General features: G+C 72.1%; 17 protein-coding genes. 3 read left to right on the forward strand and 14 right to left on the reverse strand.

The window, feature by feature from the left end; translation table 11 throughout:
• Positions 1–141 precede the first annotated feature (141 nt).
• On the forward strand, positions 142–1,212 hold the full coding sequence (locus ABGB12_RS20530) for a class I SAM-dependent methyltransferase (protein ID WP_347680238.1): 1,071 nt from the start codon (positions 142–144) through the stop codon (positions 1,210–1,212).
• Positions 1,213–1,265: 53 nt separating this feature from the next.
• Here ABGB12_RS20530 and ABGB12_RS20535 read toward each other — a convergent pair whose 3' ends face one another.
• Complete coding sequence (locus ABGB12_RS20535) at positions 1,266–3,131, reverse strand: methyltransferase domain-containing protein (RefSeq protein WP_347680240.1); 1,866 nt, start codon at positions 3,129–3,131, stop codon at positions 1,266–1,268.
• Between the two features lie 139 nt (positions 3,132–3,270).
• Between ABGB12_RS20535 and ABGB12_RS20540 the strand changes: the two genes are divergently transcribed.
• A complete protein-coding gene (locus ABGB12_RS20540) occupies positions 3,271–4,167 on the forward strand; it encodes an alpha/beta hydrolase family protein (protein ID WP_347680242.1) in 897 nt (298 codons plus the stop codon).
• A gap of 284 nt (positions 4,168–4,451) precedes the next feature.
• Entirely contained in the window at positions 4,452–5,372 is a 921-nt protein-coding gene (locus tag ABGB12_RS20545) for a trypsin-like serine protease (RefSeq protein WP_347680244.1), read from the forward strand.
• A gap of 57 nt (positions 5,373–5,429) precedes the next feature.
• On the opposite strand, the gene ABGB12_RS20550 is transcribed toward ABGB12_RS20545, so the two are convergent.
• The 13 genes from ABGB12_RS20550 to ABGB12_RS20610 all read right to left on the reverse strand — a co-directional run bounded on the left by ABGB12_RS20550 (position 5,430) and on the right by ABGB12_RS20610 (position 21,390).
• Positions 5,430–8,255, reverse strand: coding sequence for a BTAD domain-containing putative transcriptional regulator (locus tag ABGB12_RS20550; RefSeq protein ID WP_347680246.1), 2,826 nt, complete (start codon positions 8,253–8,255; stop codon positions 5,430–5,432).
• A 112-nt stretch (positions 8,256–8,367) separates the two neighbouring features.
• Positions 8,368–11,307, reverse strand: coding sequence for a BTAD domain-containing putative transcriptional regulator (locus ABGB12_RS20555; RefSeq protein ID WP_347680248.1), 2,940 nt, complete (start codon positions 11,305–11,307; stop codon positions 8,368–8,370).
• A gap of 60 nt (positions 11,308–11,367) precedes the next feature.
• On the reverse strand, positions 11,368–11,778 hold the full coding sequence (locus tag ABGB12_RS20560) for a hypothetical protein (RefSeq protein WP_347680250.1): 411 nt from the start codon (positions 11,776–11,778) through the stop codon (positions 11,368–11,370).
• 259 nt (positions 11,779–12,037) lie between these two features.
• Entirely contained in the window at positions 12,038–13,297 is a 1,260-nt protein-coding gene (locus ABGB12_RS20565; RefSeq protein WP_347680252.1) for a hypothetical protein, read from the reverse strand.
• The gene (locus tag ABGB12_RS20570) at positions 13,294–13,575 is read right to left on the reverse strand and encodes a hypothetical protein (RefSeq protein ID WP_347680254.1); all 282 of its coding nucleotides are present in this window, start codon (positions 13,573–13,575) and stop codon (positions 13,294–13,296) included. Before ABGB12_RS20570 ends, ABGB12_RS20565 begins: the two co-directional genes overlap by 4 nt.
• Positions 13,576–14,007: 432 nt before the next feature.
• A complete protein-coding gene (locus ABGB12_RS20575) occupies positions 14,008–14,469 on the reverse strand; it encodes an SRPBCC family protein (RefSeq protein WP_347680256.1) in 462 nt (153 codons plus the stop codon).
• A 32-nt stretch (positions 14,470–14,501) separates the two neighbouring features.
• Positions 14,502–15,191 carry an aspartate/glutamate racemase family protein gene (locus ABGB12_RS20580; RefSeq protein WP_347680258.1) on the reverse strand — a complete coding sequence of 230 codons (690 nt, stop codon included), beginning with the start codon at positions 15,189–15,191 and terminating at the stop codon, positions 14,502–14,504.
• An 8-nt stretch (positions 15,192–15,199) separates the two neighbouring features.
• The gene (locus tag ABGB12_RS20585) at positions 15,200–16,417 is read right to left on the reverse strand and encodes an FAD-dependent oxidoreductase (protein ID WP_347680260.1); all 1,218 of its coding nucleotides are present in this window, start codon (positions 16,415–16,417) and stop codon (positions 15,200–15,202) included.
• The gene (locus ABGB12_RS20590) at positions 16,414–17,259 is read right to left on the reverse strand and encodes a family 3 encapsulin nanocompartment shell protein (RefSeq protein WP_347680262.1); all 846 of its coding nucleotides are present in this window, start codon (positions 17,257–17,259) and stop codon (positions 16,414–16,416) included. The genes ABGB12_RS20585 and ABGB12_RS20590 overlap by 4 nt, the downstream gene beginning before the upstream one ends.
• A gap of 10 nt (positions 17,260–17,269) precedes the next feature.
• Positions 17,270–18,097 (reverse strand): SDR family oxidoreductase, encoded by an 828-nt coding sequence (locus ABGB12_RS20595; protein WP_347680264.1) that lies wholly within the window; start codon positions 18,095–18,097, stop codon positions 17,270–17,272.
• Positions 18,081–19,016, reverse strand: coding sequence for a sulfotransferase (locus ABGB12_RS20600; protein ID WP_347680265.1), 936 nt, complete (start codon positions 19,014–19,016; stop codon positions 18,081–18,083). Before ABGB12_RS20600 ends, ABGB12_RS20595 begins: the two co-directional genes overlap by 17 nt.
• Positions 19,013–20,176 carry an MFS transporter gene (locus ABGB12_RS20605; RefSeq protein ID WP_347680266.1) on the reverse strand — a complete coding sequence of 388 codons (1,164 nt, stop codon included), beginning with the start codon at positions 20,174–20,176 and terminating at the stop codon, positions 19,013–19,015. The genes ABGB12_RS20600 and ABGB12_RS20605 overlap by 4 nt, the downstream gene beginning before the upstream one ends.
• A complete protein-coding gene (locus tag ABGB12_RS20610; protein ID WP_347680268.1) occupies positions 20,161–21,390 on the reverse strand; it encodes an aminotransferase class I/II-fold pyridoxal phosphate-dependent enzyme in 1,230 nt (409 codons plus the stop codon). Before ABGB12_RS20610 ends, ABGB12_RS20605 begins: the two co-directional genes overlap by 16 nt.
• Positions 21,391–22,113: the final 723 nt, after the last annotated feature.

Genomic DNA, 22,113 nt, shown 5'->3' on the forward strand with positions numbered 1-22,113 from the left:
ACACGCCGTGATCCCGGCCCGCACATCGCGGACCGGGATCACGGCTGCGGGCGGCGGCGAGGTGTGAGCGGGGTGCGAGCCGGGTGAGAGGGAGGGGTCCGAATCTGGGGAGACAAGGACGCCGAGACGAGGAGAAGGAAGATGAACGCCGAGGAGACCGTCGGGAAGATGCTGGGCGACGCGGTCGCGCTGACCGAGCTGGCGAGCGCGTGGCTGGGGGTGCGGCTGGGGCTGTACGAGGCGCTGGCCGAGGGGGCGGCGGACGCCAGGACGCTGGCCGAACGGGCCGGGGTGCATCCCAGGTACGCGCGGGAGTGGCTGGAGCAGCAGGGCGTGGCCGGGATGGTCGAGATCGCCGAGGACCATGAGGACCCGTACGCGCGGCGGTTCTCGTTGGGCGAGGGGCCCGCCACGGTGCTGCTCGACGCCGACAGCCCGTACTACATGGGGACGCTGCCGGGATTCGCGCTGTCGATGGCCGAGGCGACGCCGCGGGTCGCCGGGGCCTTCCGCAGCGGCGGGGGCGTGCCGTTCTCCGCCTATGGAGAGGGCGCCCGGCACGGGATCGGCGGGCTCAACCGGGCCGACTTCCTGACCTTCGCCGCCGAGTGGGTCGCGACGCTGCCGGACGTGCGGGAGCGGCTGGCCGGAGGCGCCGGCCGGATCCTCGACCTGGGCTGCGGCACCGGCTGGTCGTCGATCGCGCTGGCCGAGGCGTTCCCCGGGGCCCTCGTGGACGGCATCGACCTGGACGAGCGGTCGGTGAAGGAGGCCGGGGAACACGCCCTCACACGCGGCCTCGACGGGCGGGTCACGTTCCGGCACGGCGACGCCGCGGAGATCGTCAGGACGGCCGCCGGGAGCTACGACCTGGTCTGCCTCTTCCAGGCATTGCACGACATGGCCGACCCGGTCGCGGTGCTGCGGACGGCGCGCGGGCTGCTGGCCCCCGGCGGGGCCGTCCTGATCGGGGACCAGCGGGTCGCCGACGGTTACGGCGCGGTCGGGGACCTGATGGAACGCCTCAACTACGGCTGCAGCGTCCTGCACTGCCTGCCCGCGACCCGCGCCGAGGGCACCGCCGTCGAGGCGGGGACGGTGCTGCGGGCGGGGACCGTCCGGGAGTACGCGGCCGAGGCCGGATACGGCGGCTTCGCGGAACTGCCGATCGAGCACGACGTCTGGCGGTTCTACCGGCTCGACGCGGTCTGACCGCCTTTCACGAGGAGCGGGCCGGCGGGCGGTGTTCGTGCCCGGTCGGCCCCTCACCCGGTGGGCTTGCGGGCCAGGACGCGGTAGGCGTTGCTGTCGCGGCGGGCAAGGGGAAGGGTGAGCAGGTCGGCGAGGAGGGCCAGGGCCATGAGCGGGGCGGCGAGGAGCAGCGTCGCCGAGACCCTGGCGTATTCGGCGCGGCCGGGGACGCGCGGCCACCAGGGGCGGTCGACGTCGAGGCCGAGCCGGTTGAGGACGGCCGCCGCGGACGTGACGAAGTCGGGGCCCTGGTCGGCCTCGCGGCGCTCCTCGGCGAGGACCTCCAGGCCGCGTTGCTCCAAGGCCTCCTTCAGGTTGCCGATGGGGATCATGTGCAGGTGCTGGGGGGCCAGCCACGGCACCCAGAAGCCGCGCAGGAAGCGGGCGAACCGGGACTCGGGGTCGGGCAGTTCGATGAGGAGGTGGCCGCCGGGGAGCAGGACCTTGGCGGCGGTGTCGAGCTCGGCGAGCGGGTCCGCGGTGTGCTCCAGGTAGTGGTGCATGCTGATCACGTCGTAGCGGTCGGCGAGGTCGTCGGAGAGGGAGCGGAACTCGCCTCGGTAGGCCCGGCCGATCCAGCCCCGGGCGGCGCCCTCCTCCACCGCGGCGCCGAAGTCGAGCCCGTCGAACCGGACGTCGGGGAGCAGGGTGCGCGCCACCCGGCAGAAATGGGCCTTCCCGGTGCCGACGTCCAGCCACGCCCTCGGCCGGGCGAACCGGGAGACCATGGCGACGCGGGCCGTGTACCAGGGGGTGTTGGAGCTGAGGATGCGTTCGGCCAGCACGTCGCCGAGCCCGTCGTAGACGTCCTTGTAGTAGAAGGCCAGGCCTTTGGGGGTGACCCTCGGGTTCTGGAAGACGTGGCCGCAGCGTCCGCATCGGTCCAGGGGGAACCTTCCCGGCTTGCCCTGCAGGATGTCGCGGGCGACGACGTGGCGCGAGAGCCGGTCGGAGCCGCACCAGGGGCAGGTCTCGACCCGCGGGCCGAGGAAGCGCTCGACGCCCAGGTCGATCTCGGATCGGTACCATGCGCGGGCCGCCTCGCGTTCGGCGATCATGCGGCGTTCCCAGCGTGTCCGCGGGGCCGTCAGGGTCCGCCAGACCGACCACGGGGTGTGGACGAGGCGCAGGGCGGCGACCTGGTGCAGGTCGCGGGGGCTGACCCGGGTTCCGGCGAAGACCAGGTAGGGGGTCAGGCAGTACAGGACGGCCAGCGCTAGCCCGGCGGGCGGGGCGAGGAGCAGCCCGGCCAGGACCAGGGCGTGGCCGGCCGAGGCCGCCGCGAGCGTCTGGGGGAGGGCCAAGGTCTGCGGGACGACCAGAGCGAGGGCGCGCAGCCGGGAGCGGCGGAACTCCATGCGGTCCCGGCCGCGCGGGCGGGGAAGGCCGGGGAGGTCGGCGACCAGGATGTCGGCGGTGCCGGTGTGGAGCCGCAGCCTGGCGGTCGCCTCGCCGAGCTCATCCGGGTCCAGACCGGAGGACGGCTCGACGCGGGCGGCGGCGATCGCGTCGCGGTCGGCCAGGAGGGCGTAGCACGCTCCCCGGCCCATGCCGAAGCGGTCCCGGCGATAGGCCTCGAAGTCCAGGTGGCGGGCCAGGTCCAGGGCCTCGTCCACGGGCAGGTCGGCGGGCAGCAGGTCGAGCATGCCCAGCCCGTGCTTCCGGGCGTGCGCCTCGGCGGCCCGCCGCACCCCGTCGGGGACCTCGACCCCGGTCGCGGTGAGCAGGCCGTACTCGCGCCTCCCCCCGGCGGTCTCCGTGCTCTCCGTGTTCTTCGAGGGCCCCGCGGGCTCCAGCCGGCGCAGTCCGCGCAGCCGGCGGCGCAGGCGCAGGGCGTTGCCGCTCACGCAGACGGCGACGAGACAGAGGAACCACACCATGTGAACCCTTCTTTCCAGCAGTTTTTTCGCAGCCTGAGATAAGGCATCGTCCGCCCGTGAGAAAAGGGTGGAAAATGGCCTTGAATTAGTTGTTCAGGGATAAAGGAACGCGAAGGTCGGGGCGGCATGATGCACCGCCATGAGCGTCAAGATTCTCGATGAGGAGCGGCTGGGCGACCGGCTGCTGAGGCTGACCGTCCGGGCGGACGCGATCGGCCCGCAGGAGCTGTCCGTCCACGTGCTGCTGCCCCGGTCGTGGCCGGCCGGCGGTACGGGGAGCACAAGGGCCGCGAGGACCACGAGGGCATGGCCGCTGCTGACCCTGCACCACGGCGGCCTCGACGACTCCTCGTCCTGGATCAGGCACACCGACGTGGTGGAGCTCAGCCGCGACGACGACGTGCTGATCGTGATGCCCGACGGGGGAAGGGCGGGCGGCTACACCGACTGGCGGCGCGGCCCGCAGTGGCAGACCTTCCACGTCCGCGACCTGTTCGAGCTGATGCGCGAGAGGTACGGGGCCGCGGAGGTCCGCGCGGTCGCGGGCGTCTCCGGCGGCGGGTACGGGGCCCTGCTGAGCGCCGCGAGCAACCCGGGCGTCTTCCGTTACGCGGCGGCGCTGAGCGGCCCGTGCACGATCCGCTCCCCGCTCGCCTCGCTGACGCTGCTGGCCGCCACCGGCGTCGCGGGCCGCGTCAACCCGCTGGACATGTGGGGCCTCCCGCTCGTCCACGACCGGTACTGGCGGGCCTGCGACCCCCTGCACCTGGCGGCGGGCCTGCGCGGCACGGGACTGTTCCTGTCCTGCGGCCTCACCGGCAGGCCGGGCCCCCTGGACGCCCCGGGCGAGCCCTGGAGCGCCGCCAACCTGGCCGAACCGCTCGTCCGGTCCACCATCCGGCCGTTCCTGCGCCGCCTGCGCGCCCACCGCATCCCGGTGACGACGCACCTGTACCGCGACGGCACGCACAGCTGGCCCTATTGGGAACGCGAGCTTCACCGCGTCTGGCCTTCGCTGGTGCGTTCTCTCGCCTGACGGGCGGCCCTGCCCGGGAAAAGCGTTTTTCGTGGCACGGTCTCCCACTCCTGGAACCGAAGGGAACCACAGTGTGCGACGCCCGGGACCCGGCGGATATGAAACGGTCTCCGAAGAATTCAGGGACGGTTCTTCATCAAGTGCGTTTCCGGGCCGGGCCTGCTCCCGGCGTCCGCGAGCGGCGTGCGAGGGGGCTGACAGTTCGCGGCGAGCCGGGTGAGAGAACGCCCCGGCATCTTCGACGTGGCACCTGAACCGGTGCCTTCCCGAGTCGAGGAGAAACGATGTCCTCCCGTTGGTCCCTCCGCAGCAAGGTGTGCATGCTCGCCGCCGCGGCCGGGTTCGGTGCCCTGCCGCTGGCGGCCACCGCTCCCGCCGAGGCCCTCATCGGCACGTCCTACGACGCGTCGACCAGCCAGGCCCGCTCCATCGTGCGGACGGAGAACGGCTGCACCGGCACCCTCGTCAACCCCTCCTGGGTGCTCACCTCCGCGCTGTGCGCCGACTCCGTGGTGCCTTCCAGCACCACGGCCGTGATCGGCTGGCACAACCGCGCGAACCCGTCCGACCCGCTCACCAACGCCGTCACCCGCGTGGTCATCCAGACCGTCAAGCACCCGTCGTACCGGCCGGCCTCCCAGGACGCCGAGGCCGCCAAGCGGTACGACGTGGCGCTGCTGAGGCTGAACGCCTCGGTCACCGACCGTCCGGTCATCAGGATCGGAGCCCCCGGCATCTACAACGACTACGACGGCGTCGGTGAGACCTGGAAGGACGCGACGTTGTTCGGCTGGGGCCAGATGGACGGCGGTGTGCCGGCCACCAAGCTCCGGGCGCAGAACACCCGGATGCGCGACCACGGCTGGGCGGAGAACCGCTGGGGCGCGGCCAACTGGGACCGCACCTACAACATCGCCTTCGGCGGCCAGGACCTGTCCGGCCAGGGCCCGTGCGGGGCGGACCGGGGCGGCCCCGCCATGGGCAGCACCGCCGTCTACACGGGTTCGGTCCACTCCGACCACGCCGGCTACATCCAGATGGGCGTGCAGTCCGCCATCAAGGGCTCCTGCGGAGTCAACCCGGCCCGCTACATCCGTGTCGACCAGGGCCCGATCCTGAACTGGCTCGCCGGCCAGGTCACTCTGCCCTGCAACGCGAACAAGACCTGGAAGTGGCAGTCCGACAACACCCCCGGCTGCTCCTGAGCCTTCCCTACCGGCCTCTCCGGACCGCGACCAGCGGGCCCGGAGGGGCTTCGGCGTTCACGAGGAGGCCGTCGCGGTCAGGGCGAGCGCGACCAGGTCGTCCAGGGAGCGGATCTCGCCGCGGGCGCGGGCGCGGCGGGCGGCGTCCGCGCCCAGCCGCTCCTCCGCGGCGGCCATGGCCTCGGTCAGGGCGACCGCCTCGGGGTCGGGAGCGTGCGGGAGTCCGACCGGAGAGGCCGCCAGGCCGCCGTGCAGGCAACAGGCGGCCTCGTCTCGGCCCGCGCGGACGAGTAGCGGGATGAGGTTGCGCAGGGTGACCCACTGCTGGGCGTGGTTACCGATGCGCCGCCAGTGCTCGACGACCTCGCGGTAGGCGGGCAGGGCCGTCTTCGGGTCCGGGCGCAGCCTGCTGCGCAGCGTCACCGACGACACGATCGCCAGGCCCTCGACCAGCAGGGCGCCGGCCTCGCGCGCCAGGGCGCGGGCCTCGTCCAGATGGGCCAAGGCCGTCTCCGGGTCGTTCCACAGCCGCACCTCGCCCATCGCGTACGACGCGTACGCCCGCAGGATCGGCGACCCCAGGCGTTCGGCGACGGCCAGGCCCTCGGCGGCGGTGGCCAGCGCGTCCTCGACGTCGCCCCGGTAGGAGAGCCCGAGCGCCTGGAGGCACAGGAGCCCGGCACGGCTCGGCAGGTCGCCGGGGTCGAGGATCCGCGACGCCTCGGCGCAGTGCGCGACGCAGTCGTCGAACCGCCCTTCCAGGAGCGCCACGTCGCTGAGGACGAGCAGAGCCTCGAACGGGGGGATTTCCCGCGGCCCCGCCGAGACCCCGCGCCGGGCCAGATCCCGCGCCCGGGTGAAGTCGCCGCGCCCCCAGGCGCCCCAGGCCGCCGAGCTCAACGCCACCCCCAGCAGCGGGTGCCCCGCCGCGCCCGGCAGCTGCGCGGCGCGTTCCGCCCACTCCTGGAACTCGAACCGCATGTGGTAGAGCGCGTAGGGTCCCAGAGCCGCCGCCAGCCGGACGGCCAGGTCGGCGTTGTGCGCGCAGGTCCACCGCAGGGCCGCTCGCAGCTCGCTCGGGCGGGCCTCGCCGAGCTCGGCGTAAGGCGCCTGCCGGAGCAGGTCGATCTGGTGCCGGGTGTGTTCCGCGGCCAGCCGGAGATCCTCTCCGTGCGCGGCGAGCAGCTCGGCGCCGTACGCGCGCACGGTGTCCAGAAGCCGGTACCGGTCGCCCGCCGGGCTGGCGATCATCGACTTGTCGGACAGCCCGGCCAGCGCGTCCGGGATCCGGGCGGCGGACAGGAGACCGTCGGCGCAGACGGCTTCGGCGTCGGCCAGCCGGAACTCGCCGGCGAACACCGCGAGCCGCCGCAGCAGGACGCGTTCGGCCGGGCCGAGCAGCGCGAACGACCAGTCGAGGACGGCTCGCAGGCTCCGGTGGTGGATCCGGCTCGTGCGCCTGCCGCCGCTGAGCAGGTCGAGGGCGGGCCGGTCGGCGACCGTCGCCAGGCCGAGGCTGCGGGCCCGTGCCGCGGCCAGCTCGATGGCCAGCGGCAGCCCGTCGAGCCGGGCGCACAGTTCGGCCGCGAGAGGGATGTCCTCGTCGCGCAGTTCGGGGCCGCCGGAGGCGCGCAGCCGCTCCCCGAACAGCGTCACCGCCTCCTCCTCCAGCGGCGGCACGGTGAGGACCCGCTCGTCCTCGACGGAGAGGAGCTCACGGCTCGTGGCCAGGACGGCGATCTGCGGGCAGCACCGGACGATCCGGTCGAGCAGCTCGGCGACCGCGTCGATGACGTGCTCGCAGTTGTCGACGACGAGGAGCAGCCGCCTGGACCGCAGGGAGCTCACCAGCAGGTCGGCGACGGTACCGCTCACCGGTTCGGGCAGGCCCAGCGCGTCGGCGAAGGTCGGCGGGACGTCCTCCGGGTCGCCGACGGGCGTCAAGTCGATCCAGCAGGCCGTCCCGTCGGCGGTGGCCTCTCCGGCCAGCCTGGTCTTGCCCACCCCGCCCGGCCCGACCAGCGTGACGATCCGGGACTCCTTCAGCAGCTCTCGCAGCTCGTTCAACTCGGACGTCCGGCCGATCAGCGCGGTCGAAGGCGGGGCGGGGACCCGGCCGCGGGGCGCTTGCGGAGACGGAGCGGGGCCCGTGAGCTCCTGGCGGAGCAGCCGTTCGTGCAGCCGCTCCAGCTCCGGCGAGGGCTCCAGGCCGAGTTCGTCCAGGAGGCGTTCGCGCAGCGAGCGGTAGATCTCCAGCGCCTCGCTCTGGCGGCCCGCGAGGTACGACGCCCGCATGAGCAGCCCGTGCGGCCTCTCCCGGAGCGGGTGGGCGGAGGCCAGTTCGCGCAGCTCGGCCAGGGCTCGGTCGATCAGCCCGGCACCGAGGGCCGCCTCACAGCGGGTCTCCCGCGCCGACAACCGCAACTCGTCGAGCCGCACCGCCGGTCCCTGCGCGAAGGAACCGGCGAACTCGGCGTACGCGGGGCCGCGCCACAGGCCGAGGACCTCGTCGAGGAGCCGCAACGCCTCCGCGGGGGCCTCGTCCAGCAGCCCTTCGGCCTGTCGAAGCCCCTTCTCGAACCGGACGGCGTCGACGGCTTCCGGCCGGACGTCCAGCAGGTAGCCGGGCGGCCGGGTGACCAGGAGACCGTCGCCGAGCCGGGACCGCAGCCGTGACACGTTCGTGTGCAGGGCGTGCCGTGCCCGCTGGGGCGGCTCCTCCCATACGGCGTCCACCAGGTCTTCGGCGTTCACGACCTGGCCTCCGGCCAGCAGCAGCCTGGCCAGCAACGCGCGTTGCGCCCGGCTCGGCAGGGACACCGGCACCCCGCTTCGCAGCACCTCGAGCGCGCCGAGCACCCCGAACTCCAGTCCTCCGCTCACCGGCGCCCCCCTCCCGGACCGAATTGTGACATGCCGCGACGGCGGTGGGAGGAGGAGGAAAGCCGAACGCGAAAGTCGCGGGGCGCGTTCTCCGGTCGCCCCTTCCGGCCCGTCATCCCGGGCTCGGAGGGGTTTCGGCCGTGAGGGCCGCCAGCAGGGCTTTCGTCTTCTCGGAGAGGAGGCGGCCCATGGGATGGTCGCGGAGGGCGTCGGCGGCCCGGGTGGCGTGGGCGCGGGCGGTGGCGCCGTCGCCGCGGTCGCGGGCGACCTGGGCCAGGCCGAAGAGGCCGCGGGCGCGGACCTCCGAGGCGTACCAGCGGGGCGGGCACTCGGCCAGGGCTCGTTCGTAGTGGGAGGTCGCCAGGTCGAGGCCGCCTTCCAGGCGGGCCAGGTCGCCCAGGCCGCAGTGGACGGCGACGAGGGTGCCCTGGGCGCCGACGCGGCGGGCCAGGGAGTCGGCCGAAAGATAGGAGGAGCGGGCCTCGTCGAGGCGGTCGAGGCCGGTGAGGACGTCGCCGCGGCGCTGGAGGATCTCGGCGGTGTCGGCCAGGGAGCCCAGCTCGCGGACCAGGACGAGGGCCTCGTCCAGCAGGGCCAGGGCGCGGAGGGGGTCCCCGGCCTGTTCGGCGACGCTCGCCAGCGCGTCGAGCGTCTGGGTCATGCCCCAGCGCTCGCCGACCCCGCGGAAACCGGCCAGGGCGTGGCTCAGATGCGGTTCGGCGAGGTCGGGCCGCCCCCTGAACAGGTTCAGGTAGGCGCTGCCCATCTCGACCAGCGCCTCGTTCCACGGATGGCTGAAGAACTGGACTCCACGCCTGGCCATGACCTCTTCGACGCCCGCGGAGGGCGCAGGGGGACCGGCGGCCAGCGCCCACATCGCCAGCAGGTAGGGCTGCCGCAGCGGCCGGTCGATGGCGTCGAGGATCTCCTCGCCGCGCGCCACCAGGGCCGGCAGGTGGGGCACCTCCCGGGCGCCGAGCGACACGAGCGCCACGGCGACGACGTACTCCTCGTCGAAGTTCGGCAGGGGCGTCCCGCCGAGCGCGTCGAGCAGCCGCAGCCCGGCTTCGGAGCCTTCGCCGCGGATCCCGCGCAGCCACCAGTAGGACGCCAGGACGCCGATGAGCCGCAACGCCAGGACGGTGTCGTGGTCGAGGGCCCAGCGCAGGGCGGCGTGCAGGTTCTCCTGGTCGGGGTCGAGGCGTTCCAGCCAGGTGACCTGCTCGGCCCCGCGCAGGTGGGAGTCGGCCTCCCCGGCCAGGTTCAGGAAGTACTCGGCGTGCGCCCGGCGCGGTCTCTGCTCCTCACCGGCCTCTTCGAGCTTCTCCGCGCAGTAAGCGAAGATCGTCTGAAGCATGCGGTAACGGCCGGAAGGGGTGCGCTGCACCAGCGACCTGTCGGCGAGGTCGAGCAGAAGGTCCTCGTCGCCGCCGCAGATCTCCCGGGCGGCCTCGGCGGTGAACCCGCCGGTGAAGACGCTGAGACGGCGGGCCAGGCGCTGCTCGTCGGGGCCGAGGAGGTCCCAGCTCCACTCGACGACGGCGCGCAGCGTCTGATGGCGAGGGTTCTGCGTGCGGTCTCCGCGTGACAGGAGCCGGAACCTGTCGCCCAGCCGGTCGGCGACCTCCTGGACGGTCAGCGTGCGCAGCCGTGCCGCCGCGAGTTCGATGGCCAGCGGCTGGCCGTCGAGGGCCTCGCAGATCCGGATGACGTCCTCCAGGTTGGCCGCGGTGACCTGGAAGCCCGGGGACACGGCCGACGCGCGGTCGGCGAAGAGCCGGACGGCCGGGGCGGCGACGGCCTCCACCAGCGTCGCCCGCGCGTCCGGGACGCCCAGCTGCCGCACCGGCCAGAGTGTCTCGCCGGTGATCCCGAGCGCCTCCCGGCTGGTGGCCAGGACGCGCAGCCCCGGGCAGGCCGCCAGCAGCCGCCGGGCCAGCGCGGCGGCGGCGTCGATGACGTGCTCGCAGTTGTCGAGGATCAGCAGCGTCGGGCGTCCGCCCAGCGCCGTCGCGAGCCTTGCGACGGGTTCGAGCCGTTCCCCGGACGGCAGGACGCCCGCCTCCCGCAGCCCGAGCGCCCCCAGCACCGCACGGGCCAGGACGTTCTGCCCCTCTCCGGCCGTGATCGCCGCGAAGTCCACGAACGTGCCATCGGTCCGTGCCCCGGCCTCGATCGCCAGCCGCGTCTTGCCCGCCCCACCCGGTCCGACCAGAGTGACCAGCCGTGTCCCCTCCAGCAGGGAGGCCACCCGGACGAGGTCCTCGTCCCGTCCGACGAAGCTGGTGAACTGCGCGGGGAGCCTCGGCCTGACGAGCTCCGGCTCCGCCGCGCTCTCCGGCTCGCCGCGCAGGATCGCCAGGTGGACGTCCGACACTTCGGCCGAAGGGTCGGCGCCCAGCTCGTCGGCGAGCGTCCGCCGTGTCTGCTCGTACAGCTCCAGCGCCTCGCTCTGCCGGCCGGAGCCGTACAGGGCGCGCATCAGCAGCGCCCGCGGCCGTTCCCGCAAGGGGTGGGCTTCGACGAGTTCCCGCAACGGCGCGACCAGCTCCCGATGCGCGCCGAGCTCCAGTCGCGCCGCCGCCCGGTCCTCGATCGCCGCCATCCGGGCCTCCTCGAACCGCACGGCCCGCCCTCGCGCCTCGGGCACGTCGGCCAGCACCTCGCCGCGCCACAGTCCGAGCGCTTCGTCCAGCAGTGCCGTCCTGTCCGCCGGCTCCCGTCCGGCAGCCTCGGCGGCGAGCCGCAGGAACCGGTGCGCGTCCACAGCCTGTGGATCGACGGCCAGTCGGTACCCCGCGGACGACAGCTCGACCTCGGCGATCCCCTTCAGGGCCCGGCGCAACCGCGACACCTGGGACTGAAGCGCGTTCCCCGCCCCTGAGGGAGGTTCGTCCCCGTACATGCCGTCGATCAGGGATTCCGGCGAGACGACCCTGCCCGCGTTGAGGAGCAGCAGCGCGAGCAGCGCCCGCACCCGCGGCCCGCCGACGGAGATGGACGTGCCCTGTCCGTCCCGGACTTCCACCGCCCCGAGAATCCCGAACCGCATACCGAGGATTGTCCACCAAGAGGCGGTAACGGGTCATCGTTCCGAGCGCTCCGGGCGGAGTCAGTACGGTTGGCGGAAGCCGCCCAGGCGGCGGCGGTGGGTGAGCTGCGGAGGTTCTGGGATGTGGTCCCCCAGGGCGAGCCAGTTGTAGGTGAAGTCGTCTATCTCGGCGTCTCCGTGGTGGACGGAGTGCAGGATGCCGTTGTAGACGAGGCTCCACAGTTCGGGATCGGCCTGCAGGGTCGAGAGGCGGGAGGAGACTTCGCGGCCCTGGCCGTCGGCGAGGGTGAGGGTGCGTTCGGAGTAGCCGCGGCCGAGCATCACCTTGGTCAGGTCGTAGGTGCTCACCCACTGGGAGCCGTGGCGGTACCAGTCGGCGCCCGCGCTCACCCGGCCGTCCGCGAGGAACTGCAGCAGTACGACGGTGATGGCCATGATGATGACGGCTGCCCACATGTTCAGGCGGCCCATCCAGGCGATGCCCTCGTTTTCGAGGGTGAGGTAGCCGACGCCGATGGCGAAGGTGATGAGGAGGGCGAGGGGGCGGCCTTCCCAGGAGCGGGCGATCCATTCGAGGGCGGGACCCCGGCCTTCTGGAGGGCGGGGGGCCTGGTGTCGGGGTCGGTAGGGCGGCGCCGGATGTACGCGGACGGGACGGCCGGCGGGATCAGCGGAGGCCGGGGCAGCCCGGTGACCGGGTCGGGCCTGGGCGGCGGCGAATGCCGGTCCGTCACCTGACTCCCCACCTGGAGATGCCCATCATGCCGTTGACGAAGGCGTCCCGGGTGTCCCCGATCTTGTCGGCGACCGGATCCCAGGCCTGGTCGATACTGAAGGTGGTGACGATGCCGATCCCCACTCCCACGACGGCGCCCGTTCCGGCGCCGAGGGGACCACCGATCGCGCCGGCGGTCGCTCCGGCGGCGGCGCCGCCCAGAAGCGTTCCGCCGACGTTGGTGACGACCGCCCGCGTCGGATCCTTGCCGTTGTCGATGTCGTTGTAGACCGACAGGCCGGTGAGCCCCCACCCCGCGATGGGCACGCCCCGGGCGATCGGGGCCGCTCCGCCCAGGCGGGGCTTCCTGCCCAGCGACTCCTCCAAGAGATCGCTGTCGACAGAATGTTCGACCGTGTCGGGCGGCCTGTTGAGGAACCTGGAGAGAGCGGTGTTGTTCTTCTCCTCGTACTTGGCGGCTTTGGCCGCGGCTCTGGCCGCCGTGGTGCTGAAATACCAGCGTTTGGGTCCGTTGTAGAAGCGGGGGCTTGGAATCCGCTGCAGGCGGGACTGCTCCAGCTTGCGGAAATCCAGGGCCAGCTTCTGGAACTTGTTGATGCGCTTGTACGCCACGTCGACGGCGCCGATCGTCAGATGGCCGAGGGCGAACCACTTGCCGGCGTTCAGGGAGTCGATGAAGTCCAGAAAGATGTTCTGGCCTTCCTTCCCCTTCCTCCGGCAGTCCTTGACGATCTTCGCTGCCTGGAGGTAGGCCTTGACCTGGCCCTGGTAGACGTCGACGGCCTCGTTGTAGTCGTTGACCTTCTGGTACATCTCCCTGGTCCAGGGGCCGGTGAGGGCGATCTTTCCCGGGTTCTTCGTGTCGGGGTAGAGGTTGGCCGGGACCTGGACCGGCGGGGCGGGCGGGGGCCGGGTGGCTCGATCGTGGTCGGCGTCAGGCGAAGGCCCGCCCTCGCGGCTATGTCGCGGGCGTTCCGCATCTCCTTCTCGCAGCCGGCGAGCGTTGCCGAGAGGTGGTCCAGGGCCCGTCCGGTCGGCTCCAGCCCGTCCGAGGTGGCCGTGACGCCTTTGCTGACGGTGGCCATGGTCTCGCGGAAGCCGGAGGACGCGGGCCCGTCCCACCCGGTGGTTGGCGTGTTGCGCGCGGCAGTGACGTCGCGGATGGTCTGGCCCGTCGCGGGCGGTCCTGTTCAGCCAGTCCGCGGTCTTCTGCAGGGTGTCCGGGTCGCCTTTGATCTCGGTGTCGAGCGTCACGGCACGGCTCTCCAGGGCTCCACGGTGTTGGTGATCTCCGCCTTGAGGTAAGCGTCCCCGTTGGCGACGACCCCGGCGGCGCAGCGGTCGATGCCTTCGACGGTCTCGCCTAGTGATTCGGTGAGCGCGGCCGGCACGCTCGCGAGCGGCCCGGTGGAGACGCCCGCGTCGGGCGGGGGAGGCGCGCCGCCCGCCTTGTCGTTGAGGTCGTCCGCGGCGCCGGTCAGCCTCTGGACGATCTTCTGGGCGGCCGCGTGGTCGATGGTGTATCCGCTCACGGATTCTCCTGCCGGTGTCTGAGCTCCGGGGGCACCCTGACGTCCCAGAGGGTCTCGTCCGCGCCGACGGACTGCCGCAGCGGTTCGAGGCCCTCCGGGACCTGTACTCGTATCGCGACCCAGGGCTGCTCTTCGCCGCAACCCGCAACCCGCGACGCGCAGCGGGAGGGAGGTGTAGGTGAGCAGCCCCAGCCGGTCGTCCTCGAGGAGACGGAGCGCGGGCAGCGCGGGGTCGTCCCCGGACCGGGGATGGGTGGGGATGAAGACGACGTGCTCGGCCCCGCGCGGTTCATCCTGCAGCAGCGGCTCCCGCACATTCGATGTCGAAAGTCTCAGAATGTACTGATCCGCCGTCGGTCGCGGCAAGACCGCGCGGCAGGGACGGTCGGCCGTCCGGAGGACTCGGCGGCCGGCCGGTACCCCGCCGCCGGGCTATTCGACGTTTCTGGCGAGGATGCCGAGGGTGGCGCGGAGGCCCGCTTCGGGGATCACGGGGAAGACGCCCTTGTCGCGGTACGCCTCGTCGATCTCGCTCCAGTCGTAGTAGGACGTCACCCGGGTGCCGGTCTCGGCGGGCTCCAGGCGGTAGCCGTAGAGATGGCGGAGCGGGGGGCGGATCGCGCCGTGGATCGTCCACTGGATGTGGGCGTCCTGCTCGAACTCGGTGATGATGACGGTGACGTCGTACTTGCCCATCGGGTAGTCGTTGAGCGACTCGCGGTCCATGTGGACGACGAACTCGTCGCCCGCCTTGCGCACCGGGTCGCCCTCGGCCGACTGGAGCATGCCGGAGCTGTCGATCAGCACATGGCCGGCGGGGTCGCAGAGCAGCGCGAACACCTTCTCCGGCGGCGCGGCGATCTCTCTGCTCACTTCGAAGCGTTCAGTCGACATGTCAGTCATGTTGGCATATGGCGGAATTGGGCTCACGGCGGACCGTAGGGGCGGTGGGTGAGGGTGCGGTGGACCATCTCTGTGAGGGTGACGATGTCGAAGACGGGCATCCGCAGCTTCTGCTGGACGAGATGGGAGTAGGGCGCCAGGTCGGTGCATTCAATGACCAGAGCGCCTATGTCCGGGTTATCGGAGACGAGGCGTGTGGCCCGGGCCAGGACCTCCCGACCCAGCAGGGCGGCGTCCAGCTCGTTGCGACGCGCCTCCAGGACCACCTCGCGGAACTCGGGCTGGTCCTCCATGCCCGCCACGCGGACGGGGACGTGTCCGGCACCCACCCCGGAGAGATGGCGGGGGGTCAGGGAGCCCTTCCGGGCCACGAGCAGGCCGACCTTCTGGTCCCGGCGGATCATGCGGTGGACCAGCGGGAGCTGGACGAGGCTGGAGGCGAAGACGGGAACGTCCACGGCGTCGGCGAGTTCGCGCTGGTGGAGTGCCAGGAAGCCGCAGCCGCTGGTGACGGCACGGGCGCCGGAGGCGACGAGACTGCGGGCGGCGGCGACGAAGGGGCCGAGCAGCTCCGGATCCGGCCGGGTCACGACCCGTTCGGCGGTGGCGCCCGAGACCACCTCGTAGCGGACGGGGAAGTCGAAGGTCGCCGGGTTGCGGATATGGCCGGGGATCTTGGTGAAGGAGGTGTCCAGGCAGATGACGCCGATCATGGCGGTCCTCAGCGGTCGATCCGGAACGGGCGGAGGTCGAGATCGGGGCGTTCTCCGGTGAGCAGCTGGGCCAGCAGGCGGCCGGTGGAGGGGGCCAGGCCCATGCCGATGTGGCCGTGCCCGCAGCACAGGAAGAGGTTGCCGACGGCCGGTGCGGGGCCGACGTAGGGGAGCCCGTCGGGGGAGCAGGGACGCAGCCCCGCCCAGACCCGCTGCTCTCCGGTGAGGTCCAGGGCGGGCAGGCAGGAGCGGACGGGGGCGAGCATCGCGGCGATCCGGCGGGGGACGATCCGCCGGTCCATGCCGGTGAGCTCCAGGGAACCGGCGAACCGCAGCTCGCCGTCCAGCGGGGCGATCGCGACGGGGCCCTCGGGCAGGAGGACGGGCAGGCGGGGGGCGCCGGGCGGCGTCTTGACGGTGACGCTGTAGCCCTTGACGGGCTGGAGCGCGATCCTCTGGCCGAGCAGGCGGGCCAGGGAGGACGTCCAGCTTCCCGCGGCGAGGACGACGGTTTTGGGGCGGAGCTCACGGCCCGGCACGCGGACGGAGACGACCTTCCCGCCGGAGAGCTCGAAGCCCGTCACCTCCGTCCGGTCGAGGATCTCGACACCGTCCTCGGCGAGGCCGCGGGCGAAGGCTTGCAGGAACCGGGGGACTTCCAGGTAGGCGCCCTCCTCGTTGTAGAGCGCGCCCGCGATGGAGAACTCGGTGTCCGGTTCGAGTTCGGCCAGTTCGGCGGGGAACAGAACGCGCAGGGGGACGGGAGAACGCGCGGCGGCGGCCGCGGCCCGTTCGAACCCGTCGGGCGAGCGGTAGGCCAGCACGATGCCGGGAGCGTGGAAATGGGCGGAGTCCAGTTCGGCCAGCAGTGCGAGGCTGTGTTTCTTCAGGGAGTACAGCACCCGCGAGGAGGCGGAGGCCGCCTCCTCGGTGCAGGCGCGGCGGAAGTCGCGCACCCACCGCCACAGGCCGGGATCCAGGCGGGGGCGGAGGTGCGGGGAGCCCGCCGGGTCGAGGAGGCGGCGGAGCGAGCCCGCGCCGGGCACGGCGAGGGGCGCCGAGCCCTGGGTGCCCGCGAAACCGGTGTTGCCCGCCGAGCAGGACTGGTCCCCGCCGATGGGGCCGCGTTCCACGACCGTCACCCGCGCGCCGCGTCGCCGCAGCTGGTGGGCGGTGAACAGGCCGGCGGCGCCGCCGCCGACCACCAGGACGTCGAGGTCGTTCACAGGCTGACGATGAAGAGGTTGGTGGGCAGGTTCACCACGACCCGTTCGTAGATCTCCGCCGTGAGCGCGATCCTGTCCTCGGCGAAGGTGCCGGGCGGGGGCTCGGCGAACCTGATCACCGAACGGCCCGCGTCGAACAGCTGGACGCCGTGGCCGAAGTCGCCGATGACCGCGGTGCCGGGCTCGACCAGCCTGGTGCGGACGATGAACACCCCGTTGCGTTCGAGGTCGTCCATCAGGGTGCCTTCGCCCATGTAGCGGTAGAAGTCGGCCGGGTTGATGATGAGCCCGTCGGCGGTGCCGCCCATCTGCTCGACCTCGTCGCAGGCGCGCAGAAGCGTCGCGGCGAAGGGCCCCCGATCGGTCATACGGCCCAGCTCGGGCATGTTGAGCAGGCCGCCCTCGCCCTGGAGGATCGTCACGTTCTCCGCGGTGCACAGCCGGACGATCAGCCGGTAGTCGATGAACGACTGGAACGTCTCGGGGTCCTCCCACAGCCGGTCGGGGACCTGCACCCAGGCCCGGGTGGTCAGCAGCGGGGGGATCGGCGAACGGTGGAACCGGCTGGCCGCCTCGCGCCGCACCTCCGCGCCCGGGATGGGCGCGTCGCCGGGAAGCGGCGGGCTCTCATGCCAGTAGTGGTCGCGCGGGCTGCGGGACAGGTCGACGACCTTGAGCATGTTCCGCGCCGGGTTGCGGGGCTTGCGCCGTGAACTGGTCAGCGAATCGGTGATCGTGACGTCGTACTCGATGTGTGCCTCGGTGCCCTTGACCAGGCACTCTTCCACGAACCTCCGTCCGGGTGACAGCTGCCCGCCGCGTTCGGCCAGGGTCTGCTCCATGAGCGCTCCTTCAGGTGAGGATGTTCTTCGAGACGTTGTCGAGGTAGGGCAGCTCGGTGCCGACGGCTCCCGCTCCGCCGTCGACGGGATGGACCCCTCCGGTGATGAACGAGGCGCGGGTGCCGGCGAGGAAGGCGACGAGCGCGGCGAACTCCTCCGGCTCGGCGATCCGGCCGAGCGGGTTGTGCTCGCCCATCGCCCGCAGCGCGGCCTCGACGTCGCCGTCCTCGGCGATCCGGGCCGCGACCCGCTCGATGGGCGGGGTGCGGGTCGTGGCCGGTGCGAGGACGTTCACGGTGATGCCGTCCCGTCCGGTCTGGCAGGCGAGTGACTGGGCGAACCTGACCAGCCCGGCCCGGGTGACCCCGGACAGCGCGAGCCTGGTCGACGGGGAGCTCGCGGTCTCGGAGGCGACGAACAGCAGCCGTCCCCAGCCCGCGGCGCGCAGGTGCGGCAGCGTGGTGAGGGCGAGGTGGACGGCGGGCAGCAGCACCAGGTCGACCGCCGCGTCGTAGTCCTCCACGGTGAAGTCCGCCGAGCCGCCGACCGGGGGACTGCCTCCGCAGACGAGCACGACGTGCAGGGCGCCGAACTCGTCCGCGACCTCCGCCACCCAGCGTTCGACGGCGGCCCGGTCGGTGAGGTCCACGCTGGTGGTGTGCACCTTGCCGCGGGAGACCTCCTTGATCGACCGCGCAGCGTCGGCCAGCTTGGCCGGATCCCGGGAGCCGACGGCCACGTGCATGCCTTCTTGGGCCAGTTCCCGCGCGCTGGCCAGGCCGAGGCCGCTCGATCCACCCGCGATCAAGGCGACCTTGCCTTCAAGTCCCAGATCCACCGGTGCTCCTCTCCCAGGTGCCTCGATAGCTGTAGCCGTAGCGGTGGAACTGGGGCCAGGACAGCGCCGCGGTCGCGAGACGCGCCCGGACGGTCAGCCGTTCCTTCCACTGGTCGTCGTGCTCTCGCAGGAGTGTCGTGCCGCTGCGGAACCGGTCGGGGTTGCCCGTGACGGTGTGGTTGGGGTGCAGCCGGACTTCGCGGCCGTGTACGGGGTTGTCCGCCGGATCGGCTCCGACGAACCGCAGCAGCCGTGAGATCGTCTTTTCGGGATCGGCCCTGAAGGTCTCGTAACGCAGCAGCATCGACCGTTCGGGGTAACGTCGTAGCAGCGCGCGTGAAGCGGCGTTGAACCCGCTCCAGTAGGCGGTGCTGGTGTGTGCGGGCATCGCGATGCAGTAGTCCTTGTCCACGCTCCACGAACCCGCGACGGCCCGCGGGTCCCGTACGAGGTGGACGAAGTACGGCTCGACGCCGTCCATCAGGGGGAGCAGCGCGGCTTCTCCGGGGATCTTGGTGGTGTCGACGAGGACGTCCGCGCCGGTGAGTTCGGAGACGGAGCGGAACGTGCGGGCCATGAGGTCGGTGTGCGCCCGGACGCCGGGACTGCCCAGGCCGTGGCGGAGCACACGCCACGTGTGCCGGGTGCGGACGTACGCGCGCTGGCGGGCGACCACTTCCGCCGCGTGTTCTTCCACGGACAGGCCGGGCGGCCGCCCCTCCGCGAGGACCTTCGACCACAGCCCGCACTCGGTGAGGTGCAGGCCGCAGCCGCAGAAGGTGTTCGCGCCCCGTCCGGCGGCGTTCTTCCACAGGAAGTGGATCTCACCGACGTGGAAGAACGAGGGCACTTCGTTGAGGACGTTCCCGATGATCGTGCTGCCGTTTCGGCACCAGCCGATGATGCAGAGGATCTTCATGCGGGCACCGCTTTCCGTTGCGGAAGGGACAGCGCGACCAGGGCCGCCGCGGCGGCGCAGATCGCGCCGGCGACGAAGACCGCCGGGTAGCCGAACCCGGACGCGACCACGCCCAGCAGCGGCCCCCAGGCGGCCAGGCCCAGATCCCAGAACGAGGTGTAGGCGCCGAGCGCCGCGCCCTGCCGCGTCGGGTCGACGCGGTCCAGCACCAGCACGGCCAGCGACGGGTGCAGCAGGGAGAAGCCGACGCCCATGACGACGCTGCCGAGTACCGCCACCGGCAGGTTCGGGGCGGCCGCGACGGTCAGAAGCCCCAGGCACTCCCCGGCGCCGCACCAGATCGCGACCCGGCGGGCACCGTACTTGTCGGGGAAGTGGCCGATGAACAGCCTGGTCCCGGCGTAGACGGCGCTGAAACAGCTCAGTACGACGACCCCTGAGCCGCTGCCCCGTCCCTCGAGATGCAGGACGGCGAACGCGGCGAGCCCGGCGTACCCGGCAGAGCCGAGGGCCAGTGCGAGACCGGGCACCAGCGCCGGGCGGAGCATCAGGCCCCCGGCTCCGGCAGGGGCGGCCGTCTTCCGGTCCCGGACCGTGCGGACCAGAACGAACGCGACGAGCCCGGCCAGCGCGCTGAACGTCCAGACCGCCCCGCGGCCGAAGTTCTCGAGCACCGAGCCGAGGAGCGTCCCCAGCGAGATGCCGCCCCACATGCTCATCCCGTACAGGCCGATGAGCTGGCCGCGCCGGTGGTGCGGCGCGATCGACATCGTCCACGCGGCGCCCGCCGTGAACAGGGCGGCCTCACCCGCGCCGAGCACCAGCCGGATCACGATCAGCCAGAGGGGGCCGAAGGGCAGGAAGTAGGCCAGCCCGAAGACGGCGACGGCCAGCGCGCCCGCCTGCATGACCCGGCGGTGGCCGTAGCGGTCGGCGAGATGGCCCGCGACCGGCCGGACGAGCAGCGCGGTGAAGGCCGTCGCGGTGACCACGGTGCCGACCACGAGGTTCGACGCGGCGTACTCGTCGCGGACGAAGCCCGGCAGGACCGGGATCACCGAGGTCAGGCCGACGTAGCCGAAGAACAGCCCGCCGAAGATCCCGGCGAGCGCGCCGCGCGAGAACCCGCCGTCCTCGTCCTCCTTCACCGGCCGACCCACGAGGCGATCTTGCGGACCGCCGCGATGAGGTGGTCGCAGTCCTCGAGGGTCAGGCTGGAGGACAACGGCACGTCCACGGCGTCCTCCAGATAGCGCGAGGTCGCGGGGAGCAGGGCCTTGATCTCCGGGACGGTCCGGTCGCCGAACAGGAACCGCCAGTTCCAGAAGACCCGGACGTTCGTGTCCGCACCGGAGCCGAGGTTGCGCGCGTCGATGCCCTCGCAGCACAACGCCCGCGCGAACCATTCGGCCAGGCCGCCGGCCACCCGGAAGATGAACGCCTCACCGAGGCAGGCGCCCGGCTCGACCGGCCGGCGGATCCGGATGCCCGGCACGTCCGCGAGCTCGCCGGTGACGTAGGCGTAGTTCCGCCGGAAGAGCTCCAGCCGGGAGGGCAGCCGGGCCAGCTCCGACCGCAGCAGCGCCGCGCGGATCTCGTCCATGCGGAAGCTGAGCAGAGGCAGGTCCAGGTCGGTGCCGATCGGCGGCGGGTCGTCGGGGAAATGCCGCCGCACCCGTCCCTCATACGCGCCGGACAATACGACCGCACGGGCGAACAACGTGCTGTCGTCCGTGACGAGGAACCCGCCCTCGCCGCAGTTGAGCGACTTGTCGGACTGGGTGCTGAAGGCCCCGGCGAGCCCGTACGTGCCGAGCTTGCGTCCGTGGAGCTCCGCGCCCATCGCGGGCACCGCGTCCTCGAAGACCGGCACCCCCACCTCGGTGGCGAACCGGGTGATCGCCTCCATGTCGGCGGCGAACCCCCGCATGTGCACCACCAGGATGGCCTTGACCTCGGGCGACCAGCGCCGCCGCAGATCCTCGACGTCCAGCTGCAGGTTCTGGTCCACTTCGACCAGCAGCGGACGGCATCCGGCCAGCGTGATGGCGCTCGGGCTGGCCACGAACGTGAACCCCTGGCAGGCGATCAGCGATCCCGGCGGAATGCCCGCCGCCATGATCGCCAAGGCGATCGCGGTGGTGCCGCTGGAGACGGCCAGCGCATGCCGGGTGCCGAAGTAGTCGCACAACGCGGCCTCGAACCGACCACACTCCGTCTCCTGTTCCGGCCGGTGGTCGTATCGGAAGTAAAGATGGCTGCGAATGGCGCGGATGGCAGCCTCTTCATCCTCGGGATGGACGTGCACGGCCCCCTTGTCGTAGGTGGGCCACGGGCTCCGGCGAATGGGGTCTCCGCCGTCGATCGCGAGCATGGCGGTACTGTCAGTATTTCTCTGCACCGGCCGTTCTCCCTTTTTGGACGCAATCTGGACAGGCGGCTTCGGGGACGCCTGATAGCGCTCTCACCTCGGGTTTCGAGGTCGAGGGCGGATGTCGTTCAGCGGGCGGACACGGATTCGAAGTACAACAAAGATCTTTGCGATGGTCCTCGACGAGGCGGGGGCAAGTCAACACTGGATAATGGTTGATTAATGTTCGTTAATATGCTCATTCTGGCTATCATCACGGTCTGTGATCTGCGTTTCACCCCGGAAACGCATATGAAACGCGAAGTGTTGACGGCCGTGAACATCTTGTTGAGAACACAAGCCCGCCCCGCGGCCGGATCCGGCCGCGCGCCATGACGGTCCAGGGGCGGTGACGAAGCCGTCGCCCGCCTTGCAGGGCCCGTCCCCGCCCCGACGTCCCCTTCGAACCCGCAGGCCAGCGCCGTCATGACCGTCTCCGACGCCCGCTCCGTCGACGTCGACGCCACCCGCGTAGGCGTCACCATCGAACCCGAGGGAGGCTCCCCCGTCCCCAGCAGCGCCCCCTCTTCACCCTGGCCCTGCCCGGGTGAGGCGGTGGTGGCCACGGTCCCTGACCTCGCGGCCGGCACACCCGTGGTCGCCCCTTGTCCGCCACTCCTCGCACTGCTCCTGCGCGTTGCCCGCGACGCCGACCGCACCCGTCCCGGCCTCGCACGGCTCGAACCT

Origin of the sequence: Actinocorallia sp. B10E7, assembly GCF_039871655.1 — a bacterium.
GTDB lineage: Bacteria > Actinomycetota > Actinomycetes > Streptosporangiales > Streptosporangiaceae > Actinocorallia.

Bases quoted from the DNA above. Each gene is read 5' to 3' on its own strand.
- ABGB12_RS20530 (WP_347680238.1), top strand. From the start codon at position 142: ATGAACGCCGAGGAGACCGTCGGGAAGATGCTGGGCGACGCGGTCGCG.
- ABGB12_RS20535 (WP_347680240.1), bottom strand. From the start codon at position 3,131: ATGGTGTGGTTCCTCTGTCTCGTCGCCGTCTGCGTGAGCGGCAACGCC.
- ABGB12_RS20540 (WP_347680242.1), top strand. From the start codon at position 3,271: ATGAGCGTCAAGATTCTCGATGAGGAGCGGCTGGGCGACCGGCTGCTG.
- ABGB12_RS20545 (WP_347680244.1), top strand. From the start codon at position 4,452: ATGTCCTCCCGTTGGTCCCTCCGCAGCAAGGTGTGCATGCTCGCCGCC.
- ABGB12_RS20555 (WP_347680248.1), bottom strand. From the start codon at position 11,307: ATGCGGTTCGGGATTCTCGGGGCGGTGGAAGTCCGGGACGGACAGGGC.
- ABGB12_RS20560 (WP_347680250.1), bottom strand. From the start codon at position 11,778: ATGGGCCGCCTGAACATGTGGGCAGCCGTCATCATCATGGCCATCACC.
- ABGB12_RS20575 (WP_347680256.1), bottom strand. From the start codon at position 14,469: ATGTCGACTGAACGCTTCGAAGTGAGCAGAGAGATCGCCGCGCCGCCG.
- ABGB12_RS20580 (WP_347680258.1), bottom strand. From the start codon at position 15,191: ATGATCGGCGTCATCTGCCTGGACACCTCCTTCACCAAGATCCCCGGC.
- ABGB12_RS20590 (WP_347680262.1), bottom strand. From the start codon at position 17,259: ATGGAGCAGACCCTGGCCGAACGCGGCGGGCAGCTGTCACCCGGACGG.
- ABGB12_RS20600 (WP_347680265.1), bottom strand. From the start codon at position 19,016: ATGAAGATCCTCTGCATCATCGGCTGGTGCCGAAACGGCAGCACGATC.
- ABGB12_RS20610 (WP_347680268.1), bottom strand. From the start codon at position 21,390: ATGCTCGCGATCGACGGCGGAGACCCCATTCGCCGGAGCCCGTGGCCC.